General features: G+C 60.3%; 3 protein-coding genes and 1 pseudogene. 3 read left to right on the top strand and 1 reads right to left on the bottom strand.

Features of this window, described 5'->3' with window-relative positions:
* Positions 1-231: 231 nt before the first annotated feature.
* A complete protein-coding gene (locus tag RBR29_RS11005; protein ID WP_320349263.1) occupies positions 232-1,704 on the bottom strand; it encodes an amidohydrolase family protein in 1,473 nt (490 codons plus the stop codon).
* Positions 1,705-1,916: 212 nt separating this feature from the next.
* On the opposite strand from RBR29_RS11005, the gene RBR29_RS11000 reads away from it, so the two are divergent.
* The 3 genes and pseudogenes from RBR29_RS11000 to RBR29_RS10990 form a co-directional block, all read left to right on the top strand.
* Entirely contained in the window at positions 1,917-2,171 is a 255-nt protein-coding gene (locus RBR29_RS11000; RefSeq protein ID WP_320349262.1) for a YtcA family lipoprotein, read from the top strand.
* Between the two features lie 7 nt (positions 2,172-2,178).
* Complete coding sequence (gene mdtN / locus RBR29_RS10995; protein ID WP_320349261.1) at positions 2,179-3,228, top strand: multidrug transporter subunit MdtN; 1,050 nt, start codon at positions 2,179-2,181, stop codon at positions 3,226-3,228.
* Positions 3,215-3,840, top strand: a pseudogene (locus RBR29_RS10990) (FUSC family protein); the annotation flags it as partial. The gene mdtN and the pseudogene RBR29_RS10990, both read left to right, overlap by 14 nt.

The raw sequence follows: 3,840 nt of genomic DNA, 5'->3' as shown, positions 1-3,840 counted from the left end.
GGGCATCCTGACCAGAGGCTGGTGAAGCGGCAGGTATGTGATTGGGTGCTGCGCAGGCGGTCAGAATCAGGGCAGCGGCCAGGGCTGGAAGCCGAGCGGGCAAACAGGACATCAACATGCACTCAGGGGACGGCGTAATACGTTGCCAGCAAGGCCAGGATGACGGGCATCGTTGCTGGGCGCCGCTGCTGCTGTTTTGTCTGGCATGGGTGTTCCTGGGGCGTGCGAGGTTCAGGCAGGCAGGGCATTCTTGTAGATTTTGCCGCCCTTGATGATCAGCAGCAGGTTCTGCTCGGGCTGTTCCAGGAAATCCAGGCTGTGCTCGGGTTCACCATCGATGAGCAGCAGATCGGCCAGGGCACCAGGTCGAATGACGCCCAGTTCGCCGTCGTACGCTTGGCGCAGACCGGACAGTTGCAACAGCCGACCATTGTCTCCCGTGGCCATTTTCAGCACCCTGAGCGGTTCATAAAAACGGGTCAGCTTGGACAGCATCCGGCCGTGATGGGGAAGATGGGCGGGGGTAAACAGGATATCGGTTCCCCAGGCTGTCTGGATCTGGTGTTTATCGGCCAGTTCGTATGCGCGTACGGTACCCACGGCAACCTGTTGCTGCTTGGCTTTGCTGCGCGGGTCGTGTTGGACATTGGCATCTTCATCGCCCAGAAATGGTTGCAAACTCCACCACACGCCCTCGCCGGCCATCATGCGGGCAGTTTCGTCGTCCGCCAGCTGGCCGTGCTCGATGGACTTGACGCCTGCCTTGATGGCGCGCTGGATGCCGCGGGCGCAGTAGACGTGCACCATGACGTAGGTGCCCCAGTCGCTGGCGGCGCCGACAGCGGCGCGTAGTTCTGCATCGGTAAACTGCAGTCCTTCCAGTGGGTCGTACAAAGACGTCACGCCGCCCCCGGCCATCAGCTTGATCTGGCTGGCGCCCAGCATCAGTTGTTCACGCACGCGACGCAGAACCTGGTCGGCCCCATCGGCAATGCAGGTGACGCCAGCCCGCTCAGCGTGGCTCAGATCACCCTGTGCCTGGGGGATCTCGTAACGCATTCGAAAGTCCGCGTGGCCGCCAGTTTGCGCAATCATCGCCCCGCTGGGATAGATACGGGGGCCGTGCAACAAGCCCATATCAATACCGCGTTTCAGAGAGAAGCAGGGGCCACCGGCGTCGCGCACGGTGGTAAAGCCGCGCAGCAAGGTGCGCTCGGCCTCTTTGCTGGCAATCAAATGCAGATCAGCCGGGTCGGCCATCATGGCGGTCATCTGGTCGACAGCGCACAGCAGGCTATGCCAGTGCGCGTCAATCAGGCCGGGCATCAGGACTTTGTTCTGACAGTCCATGACGGTGGCATCGACGGGGATTTCGGCGACCGGCATGACAGCCGTGATACGGCCCTGGTCAATCTGAACGGCCAGGCCGTTTTTCAACTCGGTGCGCTGGCCATCGAACAGACGCAGATTGCTCAGAATCAGTCTGGGGGGCAGGTCGCGAGGCTTTTGTTCCAAGGCATTGTTGGACTGGAAGGCCGCGCCTGTCGGGGTGGCGTTGGGCGCGAAGCTGGCTGCTGCGCTCAGACGCCTGTGAATGAAAGGGATGGAGGGGTGTGCGCAAACACAGGCTGGCATACCGTTGCGATAGGCCAGACGCTGTTGGCGCAGGGCAGGGGAATGGCCTAGATAAGAGCTGGTCGGCATGGCATCCTGGAAAATCAAAGCATGGGAAAGAATGCTGTGTTGCGCATCCTTGCGATAGCACCGGTCATCTGGTGGGTACATGCCAGAGTGTAAACGGTATTGCGAGCTGGAAAAGGGTTGCCGTCGGCCAAGGATGGCTCAGGTACAATTCGTCGCGGCGATCTGAGCAAAATACGAGATCATATTAAAAGTCATCGAGAGGGATGCCACGCATGCGTGCGCGTACAGCCAGCCTGACCGTCTTGCCCCTGCTGGGCGGATGTTCTCTTGCGCCTTCGGTCTATATGGCGGGCTCGTATTTCCCCGCGTGGTTGGTGTGCGTGCTGCTTGCCGTGCTGTTGACTGTGTTGGTGCGTTGGGGGCTGATTCGTGCGGGGGTGGACGATGTCATGCCCATGCGCCTGCCTGTTTATGCGTGCCTGACGCTGGCGCTGACTTTTGCCGCACTTCTCCTTTTTTTCGAGTGACTGAGCCATGATCCAGGCACAGACATCTTCCTCTCGTAAAAGCCATGCTCGTGTGTTGAGCGTGCTGATCGTTGTTGCCGCGATTGTCCTGGCTGGGTGGTATTTGCAGCGTTCGGACAATAACCTTTTGTCTGAAGATGCGGTGGTCGGCGCTGATGTGGTGCACATCTCCAGCGCCTTGCCCGGACGCATCGAACGCATGGTGGTGCGTGATGGGCAGTATGTCAGCCGAGATGACTTGCTTTTCACCGTGGATCCGGTGTTTTATCAACTGCGTCTGGAGCAGGCCCAGGCAGAGCTGGCGCTGGCTCAGGCCACGCTGGACATGAAGCAGCGGGCCGTGCGGGCAGAAGGGCATAACGCGGTCATTGCCGACGATCAGATCACACGCGCCAAGACCAATTTGGCCATGGCTGCGCAAAGCCAGCGCCGCCTGGCAAACCTGGCGGCCAAAGGCTACGTTTCCCAGCAGCAGCTGGATGAGGCCAATACCTTGCTGCGCGATGCCCAGGTTACCCTGAAACAGGCGACAGAGCAGTCCGGTGCCGCCCAGGCGCTGGTGGGCAATACCCAGGCCGAAGAAGCGATGGTGCAAGCGCGTCAGGCCGGGCTGGCGATGGCTCAGCGCGATCTGGAACACACCCGGGTCAAGGCGCCGCACAGTGGCCGTATTGTTGGGTTGCGCATCGGGTCGGGAGAGCATTTGATGCCAGGCATCGCGGTCTTTACTTTGCTCGATACAGACTCCTGGTATGTCACCGGCATGTACCGGGAAACCGACCTGAAAGAGATCAAACCTGGCCAGTGCGCGACGGTCTACGTGTTGGCGGACCCTGCGCGCAAGCTCTCGGGCAAGGTCGAGGAAATTGGCTGGGGAGTCAGCAACGAGGAGCAGATCAATCTGCCGCGCAGCCTGCCTTACATACAAAAATCCCTGAACTGGGTGCGGGTGGCGCAGCGCTTCCCGGTTCGCATTCGCCTGGACGCCCCACCCGAGGACCTGATGCGCATGGGCGCGTCGGCCACCACCATCATTCATCGCAATGGCAACTGCTGATGCCGGCTTGCTGGGTTTGGCACGGCTGGTATGGCAGGATTTGCAGCCCACTCCCGGCCGTCTGGCGCTAAGCTGGCGCGTGGCGCTCTTGTGCGCCCTGATGGTGTTGTTGGCCATGAGCTACGGCATTCCCGAGTCTGCCGTCAGCTGCTTTGTCATCTTTTTTGTGATGAAGTCCGATGCGGGTGAAAGTTCGGTGCTGGCCCTGGCCCTGGTCGTGCTGGTGTCGATTGTGGTGCTGTTAATGGTGCCGCTGATCCAGGTCACGATGCAGTTCCCGGCCTGGCGTCTGCTGGCCATGGTGCTGACGTCCTTTGTGCTGCTGTTTCTGGGGGTGGCCAGCAAGTTGGGGCCACTGGGGGGCATTATCGCTTTGGTCATTGCTTTTGTGCTGACCTTGCTTGGCTATGTGCCCTTTGGCGAAATAGCCACCCGTGCGGTGCTCTATGCCTGGCTGATGACGGCCTCGCCCATGGCTTTGGTATTGATCTTCAATCTGTGTTTTGGCTTGTATCCGCACAAGGTGTTGCGTCGAGAACTGGCCGCTCGGTTGCGATTGGCCGCGCAGGGCTTGCAGGGGCAGGCCGATACGCAGGATTTGTGGGATGAACT

Source organism: Castellaniella sp. (assembly GCF_034007085.1).
Lineage (GTDB): Bacteria > Pseudomonadota > Gammaproteobacteria > Burkholderiales > Burkholderiaceae_B > Castellaniella.
Note: the sequence above shows the minus strand (reverse complement) of the source record. Positions and strands in the feature narration are given on the sequence as shown.